The organism is Microbacterium sp., assembly GCF_043427715.1.
Lineage (GTDB): Bacteria > Actinomycetota > Actinomycetes > Actinomycetales > Microbacteriaceae > Microbacterium.
In genome coordinates, this window is record NZ_JBHWTD010000017.1 from 1 (window position 1) to 16,837 (window position 16,837).

Sequence of the window (16,837 nt, forward strand, 5' to 3'; positions counted from 1 at the left end):
CGTGGTGAAGGGCTTCAATCACATCATGGCGTCGCAGATCCTCACCGACGGACGGCCCGCCGGCACTGACGGGCGCCGCGCGCTCGCGACCGCGAGTGACTCCGACGAGGCCGTCGCGTTCATCACGGCGCTTTACGACGAATTCGGTTACGACACCGTGAACATCGGTCCGTTGCAGGACAGCTGGCGTGTCGAACGAGACCAGCCGGCGTATGTCGTCTCTCAGACCGCCGACCAGCTGCGCGCGAACCTGGCCCGCGCCGAGCGCTGACCATCACGTGGATGCCGCGGTGCGCGGCATCCACGTGTCAGTCAGCGCGCTGGTGCGCCGGCAGCTTCACGAACAGCAGCATGACCAGGCCGATCAGCAGCACGAGGCCGATGCCGAGCACGCCGTAGACGATGCCGCCGAACCAGGCGAGGAACAGCGACCAGGCGAGGGGTGACAGGAACGAGGCCACGCGGCCGGTCGTCGCGTAGAGCCCGAAGATCTCGCCCTGCATGCTGACCGGCGTCAGGCGGGTGAGCATGCTGCGGCTGGCGGCCTGTGCCGGCCCGACGAACGCGCAGAGGATGAGTCCGCAGATCCAGAAGACGATCGAGCCGAGGTCCTTCAGGACGAACACGACGAAGGCCATCGCGACCAGGCCCGAGAGGGCGATGACGATGAGGTTGCGGGCGCCGATCCTGTCGTCGAGTCGACCGGCGAGCAGGGTGGAGACGCCGGCGACGAGGTTCGCGGCCAGACCGAACACGATCACCTCGAGGAACGAGAACCCGAAGCCCTGCGCCGCGAGGACGGCCCCGAACGCGAAGACGCCCGCGAGGCCGTCGCGGTAGACCGCCGCCGAGACGAGGAACCAGAACGTCGGGCGATCGGTCTGGAAGAGGCGCTTGAGGTTCTTCGCGAGCACGACGTACGAGGTGAAGAAGCCCACCTTCTCGGATGCCCGGTATGCGGGCGACTCGGGCACGTTGCGGAACAGTGGGATCGCGAACACCAGCGTCCAGACACCGCAGACGACGGCGACCAGCTTGTACGCCAGCGGCTCGTCCTGTCCGATGCCGAACAGGATCGGGATGCACATGATCAGCGCGACGACGCCGCCGATGTAGCCGAGGCCCCAGCCCAGGCCCGAGACGCGGCCGACCGTCTTCGGCGTCGACACCTCTGAGAGCATCGCGTAGTAGCTGACGTTGCCGATCTCGGACACGACCGCACCGACGGCGACGGCGAAGGCACCGAACCAGAAGAACTTCGGGTCGGCCTCGACGAAGAACAGCGTGAACTGGATCAGGGCGATCGCGATGGTCGCGCCGATGATCCACTTCTTCTTGCTGCCCCGGGCATCAGCCTGCTGGCCGAGCACGGGTGCCAGGAGCAGGATCAGGATTCCGGCGGCGAAGTTCGCCCAGCCCCACCACTCCGACAGGTCGGTGAGCCCCTGGCAGTAGTCGCTGCCGAGGTACTCCGATGCGTTGCAGTTCATGTACGAGCCGTCGGAGAGAAGGCCGGACTCGCGCACCGCCGGGTCGAGGAACTGCCGCGACGTGAGGTACAGCGCGATCCAGACGAAGGTCAGGATCACGGTGTTGAAGGGCTGCATCGCCCAGTCCCACATCGCCCAGGAGACGACCTTCTTGCGGGCGACCGGTCGCTCCTCGAGGTCCTTGAAGATCACGGGGAGTGCGCCGGAATCGGCTGTGGCGGGGATCTCGGGCGTCCCGCCGTTGGTGCGCGTCATGAGCCGCACTTTATCGTGCGCGATCAACGGGCCGGAGACACGGCGCGCGCACCCGAACTTGAGTCGAGTCATATCAAGTCTGATTGACACATCGGATGCGGCCGAGTATCGTTGAGTCCACACGGCTCAGGTTCCTGATCCGTCCACGACTTTCCCGATCCGCAGATCCACACGAAGGAGACACACATGGCACGTGCAGTGGGAATCGACCTCGGAACGACCAACTCGGTCGTCAGCGTCCTCGAAGGCGGCGAGCCCAAGGTCATCGCCAACGCCGAGGGTATGCGTACGACGCCCTCGGTCGTCGCGTTCACGAAGGACGGCGAGGTGCTCGTCGGCGAGACCGCGAAGCGCCAGGCTGTCACGAACGTCGACCGCACGCTCACCTCGGTGAAGCGTCACATGGGCACCGACTGGAAGACCCCGGCGATCGACGGCAAGAACTACACGCCGCAGGAGATCTCGGCGCGCATCCTCCAGAAGCTCAAGCGTGACGCCGAGCAGTACCTGGGCGACACGGTGACCGACGCGGTCATCACCGTCCCGGCGTACTTCAACGACGCCGAGCGTCAGGCCACGAAGGAGGCCGGTGAGATCGCGGGCCTCAACGTGCTCCGCATCATCAACGAGCCCACCGCCGCCGCCCTCGCCTACGGCCTCGATAAGGGCAAGGAAGACGAGCTCATCCTCGTCTTCGACCTCGGTGGTGGAACCTTCGACGTCTCCCTCCTCGAGGTGGGCAAGGACGACGACTTCTCGACCATCCAGGTGCGCGCCACCGCCGGTGACAACCGCCTCGGTGGTGACGACTGGGACCAGCGCATCGTCGAGTACCTGATCAAGCAGTTCAAGGACACCTCGGGCGTCGACGTCTCGAGCGACAAGATCGCCCTGCAGCGCCTCAAGGAGGCTGCCGAGCAGGCGAAGAAGGAGCTCTCCTCCTCGCAGTCGACCTCGATCAACCTCCCGTACCTGTCGCTGACCGAGTCGGGTCCCGTCTCGCTGTCCGAGACCCTCAGCCGCGCCAAGTTCGAGGACCTCACCAAGGACCTCCTCGACCGCACCAAGAAGCCGTTCGAGGACGTCATCCGCGAGGCCGGCATCAAGGTCTCCGACATCGACCACGTCGTTCTCGTCGGTGGTTCGACGCGTATGCCCGCTGTGAGCGAGCTCGTGAAGAAGGAAGCCGGCAAGGAGCCCAACAAGGGCGTGAACCCGGACGAGGTCGTCGCCGTCGGCGCCGCCCTGCAGGCCGGTGTCCTCAAGGGTGAGCGCAAGGACGTGCTGCTCATCGATGTCACCCCCCTGAGCCTCGGCATCGAGACCAAGGGCGGCATCATGACGAAGCTCATCGAGCGCAACACGGCCATCCCGACCAAGCGCAGCGAGACCTTCACGACCGCTGACGACAACCAGCCGTCGGTCGCCATCCAGGTCTTCCAGGGTGAGCGCGACTTCACCCGCGACAACAAGCCGCTCGGCACGTTCGAGCTCACCGGAATCGCCCCGGCTCCCCGTGGCATCCCGCAGATCGAGGTCACCTTCGACATCGACGCGAACGGCATCGTCCACGTGTCGGCGAAGGACAAGGGCACCGGCAAGGAGCAGTCGATGACCATCACGGGCGGCTCGTCGCTGCCCAAGGAGGACATCGAGCGCATGGTGCGCGAGGCCGAGGAGCACGCCGCCGAGGACAAGAAGCGCCGCGAGGCCGCCGAAATTCGCAACCAGGCCGAGACGCTCTCGTACTCGATCGAGAAGCTCATCGCCGACAACGCCGACAAGCTGCCCGAGGACGTCAAGACCGAGGTCCAGGCCGACGTCGACGCGCTCAAGACGGCGCTCGCCGGTGACAACGACGACGCTGTGAAAGACGCCTTCGACAAGCTGAACGCGTCGCAGTCGAAGATCGGCGAGGCGATCTACAACGCCGGTCAGGCGGATGCCGCGCAGGCACCCACCGACGCGCCTGAGGGCGAGCAGGCGGCATCCTCCGATGAGGACGTCGTCGACGCCGAAGTCGTCGAGGACGAGGACGAGAAGAAGTAACCATGGCGGACAAGGACTTCGACAAGCCCGAAGACGGCGACGAGGTCCTCGGTGAGGAGGGGTCGGAAGCGAATGCTTCCGGCCCCGCCCCGCAGGGGGAGCCCACCGAGGCTGCGGAGAACGCCGCGGACGAACTGACCATCGAGGACATCCTCGGTGCGGAGCAGTCCGACGAGGCCGCCGTCGCCGACGCACCCGAGGAGGAGCACGACCTGCTGCTCGACCTCAAGCGCGTGCAGGCCGAGTACGCCAACTACCGCCGCCGCACCGAAGATCAGCGCGAGGTCGAACTCCTGCGCGCGAAGGGGTCCGTCGCGAAGGGGCTCCTGCCCGTGCTCGACGACCTCGATCGTGCCGAGAAGCACGGCGACCTCGTCGAGGGCAGCGCGCTCGCCGCGATCGCCGACAAGCTGCGTGGCGTCGTCGCGCGGCTGGGCGTGGAGCGTTACGCCGAAGCCGGCGACGCGTTCGACCCGCAGCAGCACGAGGCGATCTTCCAGGCGCCGACCCCGGGCACGACCGAGCCGACGATCCTCGAGGTCGTCGAGATCGGCTACCGCCTGGGTGAGATCGAGCTGCGACCGGCGAAGGTCGTGGTCGCGGTTCCGGCCGAGTAAGAGGGAGGGAGGGCAATGGCCAGTCAGGACTGGTTCGAGAAGGACTTCTACAAGGTCCTCGGTGTGTCGAAGGACGTCTCCGACGCCGATCTGAAGAAGACGTACCGCAAGCTGGCGCGCACCTACCACCCCGACTCGAATGCGGGGGATGCCGCAGCCGAGGCGAAGTTCAAGGAGATCAGCGAGGCGTACTCGGTGCTCAGCGACAAGGAGCAGCGCGCCGAGTACGACCAGCTGCGGGCGATGGGCTCGGGGAGCGCACGCTTCCAGCCCGGAGCCAGCGGCGGCTTCGAGGACGTCTTCAGTCGGTTCACGCCCGGCGGCGGTGGCCAGCAGGCCGACTTCGACGACCTGTTCGCGATGTTCGGCCAGCAGGGGCGCACCGCGGGCTTCGGCTCGGGACGCTTCGGTCAGTCGACCGGCGGCTTCCGCGGCTTCGGTGGTCCGCAGCGCGGATCGGATGTCACGGCACGCACGACGCTCGACTTCACGACCGCCGTGCGGGGCGAGACCATCACCCTGCAGGGCGATGACGGCAAGCCGATCAAGATCAAGGTGCCGGCGGGTGTCGCCGACGGGCAGAAGATCCGCCTGCGCGGCAAGGGCCGGCCCTCGCCGGACGGCGGCGAGCCCGGCGACATCGTGCTCACCGTCTCGGTGCGTCCGCACCCCGTGTTCACCCGCGACGGCCTGAACCTCCGCCTCACCGTGCCGGTCACGTTCACCGAGGCGGTGCTCGGCGCCACGATCGAGGTGCCGACCCTCGGCGGCGACCCGGTCAAGCTGCGCGTCGCACCGGGAACCCCGTCGGGACGTGTGCTGCGGGTCAAGGGGCGCGGCGTGCAGACGAAGAAGGGCACCGGCGACCTGCTCGCCGAGGTGCAGATCGCCGTGCCGACGCACCTCGACGACAAGGCCCGAGAGGCCCTGGAGGCGTTCGCGGAACACGAGCCCAAGGAGAACCCCCGCGCCGACCTGATGGCCAAGGCGCGCGAGTGAGGTGAGAGGCATGGCGAACGAGCAGATCGACGAAGAAGCCCCGATCCTCGCGATCGCGATGGCGGCGGAGCTCGCGGGCATGCACCCGCAGACGCTCCGGCAGTACGACCGGAGCGGTCTCGTCGTACCGGCGCGCACCCGTGGCGGGTCGCGCCGGTACTCCCTCCGCCACGTCGCGCAGCTGCGCGAGGTGGCACAGATGTCGGCCGACGGCGTGAGCCTTCCCGCCATCTCCCGCATCATCGAGCTCGAGAACGAGGTGCGGATGCTGCGCCGCGAGGTCTCCGAGCTGCGCTACCGGCTGCGCGAAGAGGTCGCCCAGCGCCCCGGTGCGCGCGTGTTCGCCGCCGGCGCGTCCGGGGCGGTCGTCACCCTGCGCCAGGGCGCCCGTGTGCGCCGCGCGACCGACGTCGTACTGTGGCGCCCGATCGCCCCCGGCTCGGACGACGACTGATTCCGGCCGACTGATTCCGGCCGACCGGTGCCGGGCCGCGGGTCCGGCCACGCCGCGGGTCAGGCCGGGTCGATGCGGAGGTTGCCCGGACCGCCGTCGGGACGCTCGCCGACGGCCAGGTCGTCGACCAGTCGCAGCGAGCGGGCCAGGTCATCCACGGCGGGGAGCACGACACCGAACCGCTCCCGGTCGGCGATGACCGCGGTGAGCGTCACGAGGTGGGTGCCGGTGTCCCAGGTGTAGCTGGCGAACGGGGTCTGCCGCTCGTTCGGCGGCAGCGGCATCTCGAGCTTCTCGCCCACGCCGAGCGGCGAGCCGGTGAAGTTCTCGGTGTCGTCGTACTCGATCGGCATGCTCGCCCGTGCGGCGCGGAGGGCGGAGGTCAGCACCTGCACCTGCGCCATCACCACGAGCAGCTCGGGATCGTCCTTCCACACCCATGCCAGCACGCGACCGTCGGCGCGGCGCATGAGTGCCGGCAGTGCCTGACTCATCGCCCAGGCGGCCATCCGGCTGCCGGGCTGCTCGCGCCCGAATGCGGCGTTCGCCTGGCCCAACAGCATCCCGATCGCCTTCTTGCGCGCGCGACGCCCGCGGAGTCCGAAGGAGCCGGTGATGGGAGCCCACCGTGCGGGGTCGGCCTGTGCCTGCAATCTCGCCATCACCCGACTCTATGGTCCGCTTGTTATGGTCCGCCTATGTACCAGACACGTGCATTCCGCTGGCTCGCCGCTGTGCTCACGGCTGCCGCGCTGGGGCCTCAAGCGTGGGCAGGTCTACTTCGTCCAGATCCGCGCCACGAACTCCGCCGGATACGGCCCGAAGGGCACGCGAGTCGCCCACGAGACGATCGCCGCGCAAGCCTCGCTCCCGGCGGGGTCGCCGCAGCACCGCGTCATGACGTGGAACATCTGCTCCAACGCGTGCTCGTCGATCGCCACCCGGGCGCGCGTCATCAATCAGCGCATCACCGAGGTGAAGCCCGACCTCGTCGCCATGCAGGAGGCGTCGCGGTACACCAAGGCGCCCGCCGGCTACCGCCACGTCCACAACGGGCAGGCCGACATCCTCGTCCGCAAGGGCGTCTACTCGCTCGTCTCCAAGAACAGCAAGGGTCGGACCACCGGCACCGCGCGGTTCGCCAGCAAGTACGCGACCTCCGGCAAGGGCATGGCCTGGGCGGCCCTGAAGCACAAGACGGGCTCGTACATGCTCGTCGTCAACACCCACCTCGTCTACGGCAACACGACGTCCGCCGTGAAGCAGCGTGAGTACGAGGCCGGGCGTCTGCCGTACTTCCTGCGCAACACGCTCCGCAAGCTCAACGCCACGCACGGGCACGTCACCGACTGGACGAAGGCGCCGGTCGTCGTGCTCGGCGACTTCAACACGCACAAGTCGCGCTCGGGCGACGACAGCCAGCAGATCCTCGAGAACATGGGCTGGCACGACTCCTACGACCAGGCGCGCCGACTCTCGGGGCAGCACCGCAACACGGCGAACCCCGACTTCTCGACGACGCCTGTCATCGGCGGGGTGTGGGGCGACCACGTCGACAAGGTCCTCGTGAAGCCGCGCCGCACCGTCGTCTACGGCTGGGCCAACGTGGGGAAGATGAAAAACGGCAAGTACGTCGCGCCGCTCGGATCGGACCACCACCCGCTCGTCGTCCGCCTCGGCCTGGCCTGAGTCCGCGCGGCCCGTCGCTGCACGCGGGACCGACCCCGGCCGCGTCGCCGCCGAGCGGCGCGCGCCTGGGGTCCCGGGTCTGCGGAGCAGGCCGCACTAGACTCGGACACCAGCGCTGCCGTGACCACCGTGACCCCTGGCCGCCGCCGCCCGCACCCCCCTGCGCCTCCCGCCGCAAAGATTGGCACTGTACCCGTGACCGTGACGCCTTCGGACGAGCACACTCCCGAGCCCGCTGAGACGAACCGTCCCCTCACCGTCGTGATGGCGGCCGACACCTTCGCCCCCGACGTCAACGGTGCCGCGCGCTTCACCGAGCGGCTCTCGGCGGGTCTCGCCGCGCGCGGACACAAGGTCCACGTCGTCACCCCGAGCGTCACGCACCGTCGCCACGGGGTGTTCATCGAGGAGATCGAGGGTCAGCAGATCACGGTCCACCGCCTCCCCGGCTGGCGCTGGCACCCGCACGACTGGCTCCGCTTCGTCCTCCCGTGGATGGCCAAGCACTACTCGCGCCGCATCCTCGACGGGGTGGATGCCGATGTCGTCCACAGCCAGTCGCACATCGTCCTGGGCCGCGCCCTCACCCGCATCGCGCGGCAGCGCGGCATCCCCGTCGTGGCGACGAACCACGTGATGGCCGACAACATCCTCGACTTCACGCTGCTGCCGAAGGCGCTCTACGACGTCTTCCTCAAGCTCGCGTGGGCCGACGCGGAGCGCACCTTCAAGATGTCGCGCGCGGTCACGACCCCCACGCGCCGGGCGGCCGCGTTCCTCGAGGAGACGATCGACATCTCCGGAGTCGTCCCGATCAGCTGCGGTATCGACAAGCGCAACTACACGCCCGATCTCTCCGTGCGCCCGCAGCGCACGCGCGTGCTGTTCGTCGGGCGCCTCACGACCGAAAAGCACGTCGAGGTCACCCTCGAAGCGATCGCGAAGCTCGTCCCCGAACTCGACATCACGTTCGAGATCGTCGGAGGCGGCGACCAGCACAAGAACCTCGAGCAGCACACGAAGCGTCTCGGGCTTGAGCAGCGGGTGATCTTCCGCGGTCGGGTGTCCGAGGAGGAGCTCCGCGCCGCCTACTCGCGCGCCGACGTGTTCGCGATCGCCTCGGTCGCCGAGCTGCAGTCCATCGCGACGATGGAGGCGATGGCCTCGGGGCTGCCGGTCGTCGCGGCGAACGCCGTCGCCCTCCCGCACCTCGTGCACGACGGCGAGAACGGGTACCTGTTCGAGCCGGGCGACGCCGACCAGCTCGCGGAGAAGCTCCGCGCGGTGCTGACGGCCACGCCGGAGGAGTACTCGCGCATGCAGCAGGCCTCGCTCAGCGGCATCGAGATCCACGACATCGAGCGCACCCTCGACACGTTCGAGAAGCTCTACCGCGGCGAGCCCCTCGACGCCTGACATGCGGCTGTTCTTCGACGCCCGGTACATCCGCACCGATTTCCACGACGGCATCAGCCGCTATTCGGCCGAACTCGCCGCAGCGGTGGCGGCCGCGGCATCCGGATCAGAGGTCGAGGTGACCTACCTGATCTGCGACCCCGATCAGCAGCGGTTCCTCCCTGAAGGTGCCGCGACGCTCACGATCCACGGGCCCACGTCGGTCCGCGAGCCGTTCACGGCGCGGATCCTGAACCGGCACCGGCCCGATGTGGTCTTCTCGCCGATGCAGACGATCGGCTCCGCCGGGCGCCGGTTCCGGCTGATCCTGACGCTGCACGACACGATCTACTACCGGCACCGGACCCCGCCGCACGCGCTGCCCTGGCTCGTGCGCGTGGGCTGGCGCCTGTTCCACCTCTCGTACTGGCCGCAGCGACTGACGCTGAACGCCGCCGACCTGGTCGCGACGGTCAGCGAGACGAGCGCCCGGCAGTTCGCCCGCGTGAAGCTGACCCGACGCCCCGTCATCGTGATCCCGAACGCCCCGCAGCGTCTCGCGGATCTGCTCGCCGACGGTGTCGCGGTCAGCGAGGGGCCCATCCGGAACCTTGTCTACATGGGCTCATTCATGCCGTACAAGAACGTCGAGACGCTCGTCACCGCCATGCGTCAGCTTCCCGAGCACACGCTGCACCTGCTGTCGCGGATCCCGGCCGAGCGTCGGGCCGAGTTCGAGCGGCACTCCCGTCCCGGGTCGATCGTGTTCCACGACGGCGTCACGGATGCCGAATACGCCGCGCTCCTGGCCGACCACGCCGCGCTCGTGACGACGAGCCTCGACGAGGGGTATGGGCTGCCGGTGGCGGAGGCGCTCGAGCTCGGGGTTCCCGCCGTCGTGACGGACATGGAGATCTTCCGCGAGGTCGCCGGCGGGGGAGCGCTGTACGTCGATCCGCTCGATCCAGCCGCGGTCGCCTCGGCCGTGCGGTCGCTCGATGAGCCGGGCGTGCGGGAGCGGCTCGTCCGCGCGGGAACGGCCCACATCGCCGCGTTCGACTGGGCGCGGTCGGCGGAGATCCTGCTGCGCGCGGCGCGCGGATTGGTGCGCTGAATCCTCGAGCCGTCGGCCCTGCCGCCCTCGCGCCATGCGTGATAAAGTTGAGTCAGTGAGACTCAACCTTCTCACACAGACCAGGAGCGACAGATGAACGCACAGCCGGCACCCGGGCAGGAGGAGCAGAAGAGCGCCCTCGAGCAGTTCGGGATCAACCTCACCGATCGCGCGCGTCAAGGCAAGCTCGACCCGGTGATCGGACGCGACAGCGAGATCCGCCGCGTCAGTCAGGTGCTCACCCGCCGCACCAAGAACAACCCGGTGCTCATCGGCGAGCCCGGCGTCGGCAAGACAGCCGTCGCCGAAGGCCTCGCCCAGCGCATCGTCGCGGGAGACGTCGCAGAGTCGCTCAAGGGCAAGGAGCTCATCTCCCTTGACATCTCCGCGCTCGTGGCCGGCGCGATGTACCGCGGCCAGTTCGAGGAGCGCCTCAAGAGCGTCCTCAAGGAGATCACCGAATCCGACGGCCGCATCATCACGTTCATCGACGAACTCCACACCCTCATGGGCGCCGGCGGCGGCGAAGGGTCGGTCGCGGCATCCAACATGCTCAAGCCCATGCTCGCGCGCGGCGAGCTCCGCCTGATCGGCGCGACCACCCTCGACGAATACCGCGAGTTCATCGAGAAGGATGCCGCGCTCGAGCGCCGCTTCCAGCAGGTGTACGTCGGTGAGCCGAGCGTGGAGGACACCGTCGCGATCCTCCGCGGGCTCAAGGAGCGCTACGAGGCGCACCACAAGGTCGCGATCTCCGACGGCGCGCTCGTCGCCGCCGCGGCGCTGTCGCACCGGTACATCCCGGCGCGACAGCTGCCCGACAAGGCGATCGACCTGATCGACGAGGCCGCGTCCCGGCTGCGCATGGAGATCGACTCCGCCCCGATGGAGATCGACGAGCTCCGCCGTCACGCCGACCGGTTGAAGCTCGAGGAGCTCGCTCTCAAGAAGGAGAAGGACGACGCGTCGAAGGAGCGCCTCGCCGCCCTGCGCGATCAGCTCGCAACGGTGCAGCAGCAGCTCGGTGAGCTGCAGGCGCGCTGGGAGCGGGAGCGGGCGTCGCTGAACGCCGTCGGCGACTACAAGACGCGATTGGATGCCGCACGCGTCGAAGCCGAGCGGGCTCAGCGCGAGGGCGACTTGGAGCGCGCCTCCCGGCTCCTCTACGCCGAGATCCCCGCCCTCGAGCGCAAGCTCGCCGAGGCCGAGAGTGCCGAACAGGCGGGCGCGGACGGCGCCGAGCGCATGGTCGGCGACCGCGTCACCGAGGAGGACATCGCCGACGTGATCGCGGCGTGGACCGGCATCCCGGTCGGAAAACTCCTGCAGAGCGAGTCAGGTCGTCTCGTGCACCTCGAATCCGAACTCGGCAAGCGACTCATCGGGCAGAAGGACGCGGTCAAGACCGTCGCCGACGCGGTCCGCCGCTCGCGCGCCGGGATCAGCGACCCGAACCGGCCGACCGGCTCCTTCCTGTTCCTCGGCCCCACCGGCGTCGGCAAGACCGAGCTGGCGAAGGCGCTCGCCGAGTTCCTCTTCGACGACGAGCGCGCCATGGTCCGCATCGACATGAGCGAGTACAGCGAGAAGCACTCGGTCGCCCGGCTCGTCGGTGCCCCTCCCGGGTACGTCGGGTACGAGCAGGGTGGACAGCTGACCGAGGCCGTCCGCCGTCGGCCGTATTCGGTGGTGCTGCTCGACGAGGTCGAGAAGGCGCACCCCGAGGTGTTCGACATCCTGCTGCAGGTGCTCGACGACGGCCGTCTCACCGACGGTCAGGGCCGTACGGTCGACTTCACCAACGCGATCCTGATCCTCACCTCCAACCTCGGCTCGCCGGTGCTGATCGATCCGACGCTGTCGAGCGAGGTCAAGCGCGAGCAGGTCATGGCGATGGTCCGGCAGGCGTTCCGCCCCGAGTTCCTCAACCGGCTCGATGACATCGTGATGTTCGAGCCGCTCACCGAGTCCGACCTCGCACAGATCGTCGAGCTCGCCGTCGACGCGCTGCAGCGACGCCTGAAGGACCGCCGCCTGACGCTGGCCGTCACCCCCGACGCCCGGGCGTGGCTCGCAGAGCGCGGATACGACCCGCTGTTCGGTGCCCGGCCGCTGCGCCGCCTCATCCAGTCCGAGATCCAGGACCGCCTCGCGATGGCGCTGCTCTCGGGCGGCGTGCACGACGGTGACACGGTGCGGGTGGACGTTGCCGTCGATGGTTCGGGGCTCGCGCTGACGAGCGGCGGCCAGGCGCCGGTCACGAGCGAGGACGACGTCATCGAGGCCGAGCTGCTCGACGACTGATCGGATGCCGCGCGGGCATAGCATCGGGTGATGCGGACACTGCGCGCGCTCTGGGGTGCCACCCACCCCGGGCCCGCGATGGTCGTCACCGTCCTGTCGCTCGCACTCGGTCTCGCCGCCGGGCTCGAGCCGTGGCGCTTCGTCGTGCTGGTCGCGGCGGTGTTCTTCGGGCAGCTGTCGGTCGGGCTGTCGAACGACGCGCTCGACCTGTTGCGGGATGCCGCCGTCGGTCGCGCCGACAAGCCGCTCGTCCGTGGCGACACCCGCCGCCGGACCGTCTGGGTCGCCGCCGCCGTCTGCGTCGTCGCCGCGCTCGCGCTCTCCGCTCTGCTCGGCGGGTGGATGCTCCTCGCACACGGGATCGCGCTGATCTCGGCGTGGTCGTACAACGCCGTACTCAAGGCGACGCCGCTCTCGATCGTCCCGTTCCTGGTGAGCTTCGGCCTGTTCCCCTCGCTCCCGACCCTGTCGGCGGCCGATCCGTCGATCGCTGCCACCTGGGCGACTGTCGCCGGCGCTGCTCTGGGCGCCGCGGTGCACCTCACCAACGTGCTCCCCGATCTCGACGACGATCGGCGAACCGGTGTGCATGGCCTGCCGCATCGGCTCGGTGCTCCGCTGTCGGTCGGCATCGCGGTCGCCGGAATCGTCGCAGCGGCCGTGGCGGTGCTCATCGGCGGCGGCGCGCGCCCGGTCGGCTGGGCGTTCTTCTGCGCCGTCGTCCTCGTCGCGGCCCTGATCGTCTCGCGGATGCTCCGTCGCGGCGTCGACCGCGGCGGATTCCGGCTGGTGATGCTCGCCGCGCTCGTCCTCGCCGCCCAGCTGGTCGTCACCTCGGCGGGTCTCACCGGCTGAGCCGGATGCCGGCCGGGTGACCGGTCGGGATCCTGCCGGCGGCGGTCACCGGGACGCGGTGTCGAAGCCCATCGAGTAGGCGTGCGGGACGAGTGGGCCGGTGGCGGCGATCGCGGCGCCGAGCGAACGTGTGAGGACGGCGTGGACGCGCGGCGAGACCGGGCGGCCGAGGCGCATGTTGAGTGCGGCGATCCGGCCCGCGGTGCGCGCGGAGCGCAGGCGGCCGAGCTCCCATCGGGCCAGGGCTGCGGCGGGCTCCGACCCGCGCTGGACCCACTCGGCGAGAGGGGGCGCGAGCGTCGCGGCATCCAGCAACCCGAGGTTCAGTCCCTGACCGCCGATCGGGCTGATCTCGTGTGCGGTGTCGCCGATGACGAACAGGCGGCCGCGGCGGAGGGCGGGCGCGAGCACGCGCCGCACCGAGAACGACGTGGCGCTTGTGATCTCTTCGGCGGCCGCTGACTCTCCCCGCTCGGCGAGTGCGGTCTTCAGGCGGGCGAGGTGCTCGTCGGGGGTGTTCGGGCTGCCGGCATCCCATGCCACGAAGCGGCGCTGACCGGACGGGAGGGGGAACGACTCCAGCACGCCGCCGGGGGACAGGTGCACGACGGCGGTCTCGGCATCGGGGCGCGGGGGGAGTGTGGCATCCGTCATCAGATAGCGGTCGGGGTACGCGGTGCGGCGGAGAGCGCCGCGCGTGAAGACGAGGTCACGGGCGCCGACGCCGGCAGCGACCACGACGATGGGTGCGCGGTGCTCGGCCCCGTCGGAACGGACGGTGACGCCGTCCGGATCGGGGTGGATGCCGGTGACACGGACTCCGCGGACCGGGTCGGGCGCACCGGCGGCGAGGGCGGCCTCGGTCGCGGCCTGAGGCAGAGTGGCGACGTAGGGATGCCGCGTGTTCAGCCGGTCGAAACGGACCGTCCCGAGAAGGCGACCGTCGCTGCGAGCCTCGCCGCGGCGGACCCGGACGGCGGAGGCCAGGATCCGGTCGGTCGCTCCCCCGCTCTCGAGGGCGGACAGCACCGGAGCGTGGAGTCCGATCGCTCGGGAGCCCGCGCCGGGGGACGGGCGCTCTTCGAGCAGGGTGACGTCGACGCCGAAGCGGGTGAGCTCGGCGGCGAGGAGGGTGCCGACGGGACCGGCGCCCACGACGATGACGTCAGCCACGGCCGCGCCCGATTGCGAGCAGGCGGAAGGGGGCGGGCGTGACGATCTGCCAGTCGCCGCCGAGAGCCCGCTGCAGTTCACCCGCGCGGTAGCTGCGGCGGATGGAGCGCAGCCCGTCGGTGCGGAGGAAGGTGCCGCGCTGGAGCGGCGTCACCCCGATGCTGTAGAGGGCGTAGGCCAGGTGTCCACGCTCGATGTCGGCGAGGAGGACGGGGCCGGTGCTGAGACCGGCGGTGTCCTCGGCGAAGCCGGGGAGCTCTGCGGCATCGAGGTGGTGGAGGACGTGGTTGGAGATCACCGCGTCGAAGCGTGCGCCGGTGGCGCGGAGGGTCGCGGCATCCGTCTGGGCGAAGGTCACGTTTGGGCGTTCCCGCTCGAGCGCCACGTCGAGGGCGCGCGCATCGGGGTCGATGCCCAGCCAGTCGACCTGGAGCCCGTCGCGTTCGGCGCGGGCGGCGAGGCGGGCGACGACGTCGCCGCCGCCGCTGCCGACATCCAGGACACGCGCGGGACGGTCGAGAGCGCGCAGCGCCGGGGCGAGATGGTGCTCCCACGCCCGGCCCCACCCGCCGATCAGCCGGTTGACCGTGTCGAAGCGGCGGAGGGTCGCGGCGAGGCGATGCGGGTCGCAGTCGGGATCGTCCATCAGCTCGCGGAGGTCCGTGTCGCGCTCCCGGAGGTTCACGTCGCGTCGCTCCGGCCGACGGTCATCAGGGCGGACTCGAGCGTGAGTCCCGGTCCGAAGGCGAGGGCGGCGAGGCGCGCGCCGTCGGCGAGGTCGCCCTCGAGGAATCCGCGCAGGATGAAGAGGATCGTCGCGCTCGACATGTTGCCGTAGTCGCGGAGCACGGCCCGTGACGAGTCGAGCGCGGTCGGGGCGAGCTCGAGCCCGACCTCGACGCGGTCGAGCACGCTGCGCCCGCCGGGGTGCACCGCCCACGCATCGACGTCCTCGTCGCCGAGGAACCGGTCGACGGCGCCGCGGATCTCGCGCCCCACGATGCGGGGGACCTCTGCCGACAGCACCATCTCGAACCCGGTGTCCCCGATCGTCCACGCCATGTCGTGCTCGCCGTCCACGGTGAGCGTCGTGGCGAAGCGGTCGAGATCGAGCCACCGGCCGCTCCGGCGGCTCTGGTCAGCGCTGACGACTGCGGCCGCCGCCCCGTCGGCGAACACCGATGCGGCGACGATCTGGTCGTGATCGTCCGGCTCGCGGAAGTGCAGCGAGCAGAGCTCCGCGCACGCGACGAGCACCACGGCGCTCGGATCGGAGTCGCAGATGCGCGCGGCCGCGCGCAGCCCGGGCACCGCCGCCGCACACCCCATGAAGCCGAGGTGGTAGCGCTCGACCGTAGCGCTCAGCCCGAGGTCGCGCACCAGCCGGAAGTCCGGGCCGGGTGCGAACAGCCCGGTGCACGACACCGTGACGACGTGGGTGATGTCGGACGGGGTGACGGATGCCGCGTCGAGCGCGCGCCGGGATGCCTCGGCGAAGAGCGGGGGCGCGAGCTGGATGTACGCGTCGTTGCGCGCCCCGGTCGGCGGGGAGAGGAGGGTGCCGAGCGGGTCGACGGAGCGGAACGGGGCGTCGGACGGTGGCATCCGCTCGGGATCGGTGCCTGCGGCACCCGTATGCGTCATGCGGTCGGCTGCGGCGGCGAAGTCGTCGAGCACGGTGTGCCGCGTCTCGATCGCCGACCCGTCGAAAGCGGCACCGATCAGCCGCCGCCTCAGCCGGTCGGTGCCCGGCTGCCCGGCGAACAGGTCGCGGACCGCGCTCTGATGCAGGCGGGCGGGCGGCACCGCCGTGCCGATGCCCAGGATCCGCGAGGTCATGCCTCACCGTAACCGGCGCGCAGACCACTGCGGCGACCCTTGTTGCGGTCGCAGCCGGTCGTCTATGGTGCCGTCGGATCGGCCTCGGATGCCGCGGCGGGAAGGTCCCGGCGCCAGAACGGCCCGAACACGACGAATGCCGCCGACAGCAGGGCGCCGAACGATCCGATCCACAGCGTCGCCGTGGTGCCGAGCCAGGTGCCGAGGCCGCCGGCCAGCAGTGCGGCGATCGGCATGACGCCCCAGACACAGAACCGGATCGACGCGTTCATCCGGCCGAGCAGCCGCTTCGGGGTGATTCGCTGCCGGAACGTGACCTGGGTGATGTTGTACACGAGGACGGGGAAGATCATCAGGAAGTTCTGCGCGATCAGGAGCGGGACCGCGATCGGGGGCACCACCGCGGCCACCGGCAGCACCAAGGCGATCACCGAGAACATGATCGCGCTCAGGGGCACCGCCCGCGCCTCGCCGACCCATGCCACGATGCGCGCGGTCGCGAACGCCCCGGCGAGTCCGCCGAGCGATCCGGCCATGAACACGAGGCCCATCACCTCGGGGGAGAGGCCGAGCGTGCGCAGGATGAAGATCGGCACCAGGGGTG

The 16,837-nt window shown here is 69.9% G+C and carries 15 protein-coding genes and 1 pseudogene; 10 read left to right on the forward strand and 6 right to left on the reverse strand.

The window, feature by feature from the left end:
• Positions 1 to 271: pseudogene (locus ACHFGS_RS01700) on the forward strand (NADP oxidoreductase); the annotation flags it as partial.
• A 37-nt stretch (positions 272 to 308) separates the two neighbouring features.
• Here the strand turns inward: ACHFGS_RS01700 and ACHFGS_RS01705 are convergent.
• A complete protein-coding gene (locus ACHFGS_RS01705; RefSeq protein WP_394278425.1) occupies positions 309 to 1,745 on the reverse strand; it encodes an MFS transporter in 1,437 nt (478 codons plus the stop codon).
• Positions 1,746 to 1,931: 186 nt separating this feature from the next.
• On the opposite strand from ACHFGS_RS01705, the gene dnaK reads away from it, so the two are divergent.
• The 4 genes from dnaK to ACHFGS_RS01725 are packed head-to-tail and all read left to right on the forward strand — an operon-like array spanning position 1,932 to position 5,864.
• The gene (gene dnaK / locus ACHFGS_RS01710) at positions 1,932 to 3,794 is read left to right on the forward strand and encodes a molecular chaperone DnaK (RefSeq protein ID WP_394289083.1); all 1,863 of its coding nucleotides are present in this window, start codon (positions 1,932 to 1,934) and stop codon (positions 3,792 to 3,794) included.
• 2 nt (positions 3,795 to 3,796) lie between these two features.
• A complete protein-coding gene (locus tag ACHFGS_RS01715) occupies positions 3,797 to 4,411 on the forward strand; it encodes a nucleotide exchange factor GrpE (protein ID WP_394279120.1) in 615 nt (204 codons plus the stop codon).
• Between the two features lie 15 nt (positions 4,412 to 4,426).
• Positions 4,427 to 5,410: a DnaJ C-terminal domain-containing protein gene (locus ACHFGS_RS01720; protein ID WP_394279121.1), complete on the forward strand. Its 984-nt coding sequence runs from the start codon at positions 4,427 to 4,429 to the stop codon at positions 5,408 to 5,410.
• 10 nt (positions 5,411 to 5,420) lie between these two features.
• Positions 5,421 to 5,864: a heat shock protein transcriptional repressor HspR gene (locus ACHFGS_RS01725; protein ID WP_394279122.1), complete on the forward strand. Its 444-nt coding sequence runs from the start codon at positions 5,421 to 5,423 to the stop codon at positions 5,862 to 5,864.
• 59 nt (positions 5,865 to 5,923) lie between these two features.
• Here the strand turns inward: ACHFGS_RS01725 and ACHFGS_RS01730 are convergent, their stop codons facing one another.
• Positions 5,924 to 6,526, reverse strand: coding sequence for a hypothetical protein (locus tag ACHFGS_RS01730; protein WP_394279123.1), 603 nt, complete (start codon positions 6,524 to 6,526; stop codon positions 5,924 to 5,926).
• 49 nt (positions 6,527 to 6,575) lie between these two features.
• Between ACHFGS_RS01730 and ACHFGS_RS01735 the strand changes: the two genes are divergently transcribed.
• The 5 genes from ACHFGS_RS01735 (at position 6,576) to ACHFGS_RS01755 (ending at position 13,221) form a co-directional block, all read left to right on the forward strand.
• Entirely contained in the window at positions 6,576 to 7,553 is a 978-nt protein-coding gene (locus ACHFGS_RS01735; RefSeq protein WP_394289084.1) for an endonuclease/exonuclease/phosphatase family protein, read from the forward strand.
• Positions 7,554 to 7,748: 195 nt separating this feature from the next.
• The gene (locus ACHFGS_RS01740) at positions 7,749 to 8,969 is read left to right on the forward strand and encodes a glycosyltransferase (protein WP_394278544.1); all 1,221 of its coding nucleotides are present in this window, start codon (positions 7,749 to 7,751) and stop codon (positions 8,967 to 8,969) included.
• Between the two features lies 1 nt (position 8,970).
• Positions 8,971 to 10,062, forward strand: coding sequence for a glycosyltransferase (locus ACHFGS_RS01745; RefSeq protein WP_394278545.1), 1,092 nt, complete (start codon positions 8,971 to 8,973; stop codon positions 10,060 to 10,062).
• 93 nt (positions 10,063 to 10,155) lie between these two features.
• A complete protein-coding gene (locus tag ACHFGS_RS01750) occupies positions 10,156 to 12,366 on the forward strand; it encodes an ATP-dependent Clp protease ATP-binding subunit (RefSeq protein ID WP_394278546.1) in 2,211 nt (736 codons plus the stop codon).
• 30 nt (positions 12,367 to 12,396) lie between these two features.
• Positions 12,397 to 13,221, forward strand: coding sequence for a UbiA family prenyltransferase (locus ACHFGS_RS01755; RefSeq protein ID WP_394278547.1), 825 nt, complete (start codon positions 12,397 to 12,399; stop codon positions 13,219 to 13,221).
• 45 nt (positions 13,222 to 13,266) lie between these two features.
• On the opposite strand, the gene ACHFGS_RS01760 is transcribed toward ACHFGS_RS01755, so the two are convergent.
• From ACHFGS_RS01760 to ACHFGS_RS01775, 4 genes are all read right to left on the reverse strand, one after another.
• On the reverse strand, positions 13,267 to 14,394 hold the full coding sequence (locus tag ACHFGS_RS01760; protein WP_394278548.1) for an FAD-dependent oxidoreductase: 1,128 nt from the start codon (positions 14,392 to 14,394) through the stop codon (positions 13,267 to 13,269).
• A complete protein-coding gene (locus ACHFGS_RS01765; protein ID WP_394278549.1) occupies positions 14,387 to 15,079 on the reverse strand; it encodes a methyltransferase domain-containing protein in 693 nt (230 codons plus the stop codon). Before ACHFGS_RS01765 ends, ACHFGS_RS01760 begins: the two co-directional genes overlap by 8 nt.
• On the reverse strand, positions 15,076 to 16,233 hold the full coding sequence (locus ACHFGS_RS01770; protein ID WP_394278550.1) for a type III polyketide synthase: 1,158 nt from the start codon (positions 16,231 to 16,233) through the stop codon (positions 15,076 to 15,078). Before ACHFGS_RS01770 ends, ACHFGS_RS01765 begins: the two co-directional genes overlap by 4 nt.
• Positions 16,234 to 16,295: 62 nt before the next feature.
• Positions 16,296 to 16,829 (reverse strand): hypothetical protein, encoded by a 534-nt coding sequence (locus ACHFGS_RS01775; RefSeq protein ID WP_394278558.1) that lies wholly within the window; start codon positions 16,827 to 16,829, stop codon positions 16,296 to 16,298.
• Positions 16,830 to 16,837: the final 8 nt, after the last annotated feature.